Below are 583 nucleotides of genomic sequence, written 5' to 3' on the forward strand. Positions count from 1 at the left end.
ATACTGTTTTTTATGCTTAAAGCTTCCGTTGGAGGCTAAGCGTGCTCTCTTGAGCGTTTTGTAACCAATTTTAATATTCAGAATAGGTAATTAAAATGATTAGCTATGCCAGTTCTCTCGGCTTGGTGGCATATTTAATTAAACGGTTTAAGTCATGGGAATGTAAGATATACATGAATCATGTCCGTTTGATAATTTGTAACACAATTATTGTTATCAGTTTTATTTTTTCAAAAGTGTCATATTCAGAAGAAGTCTTAACAATCCCTATGGACCTCTCTAAATGGACATATGAGGGAAATAAATTCAAATGCAACTTGTTGCAATCAAATAAAGACTATGGGAAGTTTTATTTCCTAGCGGAACCTAATAATAAATTCTATTTTATTTCCGATATGGAATATGAAAACAATAAATGGAAAACGATTGCTTTAACAACTCAAAATGCTCCTTGGGGTGATGAGCTTTATAGAAAAGAATTTGGTTCCCTTGAATTTACTAAGCCGTCTCAGCGTTTCATCTTTAATAAAGGCGCTGAAGAATTCATGGATTCAATTGCTTCGGGTAGTTGGGTGACGCTGTC

1 pseudogene is annotated in these 583 nt (G+C 34.0%); it reads left to right on the forward strand.

Annotated elements, in window-relative coordinates:
• Nucleotides 1-95: 95 nt before the first annotated feature.
• Nucleotides 96-583, forward strand: a pseudogene (locus tag IQR33_RS05130) (OmpA family protein); the annotation flags it as partial.

The organism is Vibrio sp. OPT46 (assembly GCF_015163535.1).
GTDB classification, from domain to species: Bacteria; Pseudomonadota; Gammaproteobacteria; order Enterobacterales; family Vibrionaceae; genus Vibrio; species Vibrio alginolyticus.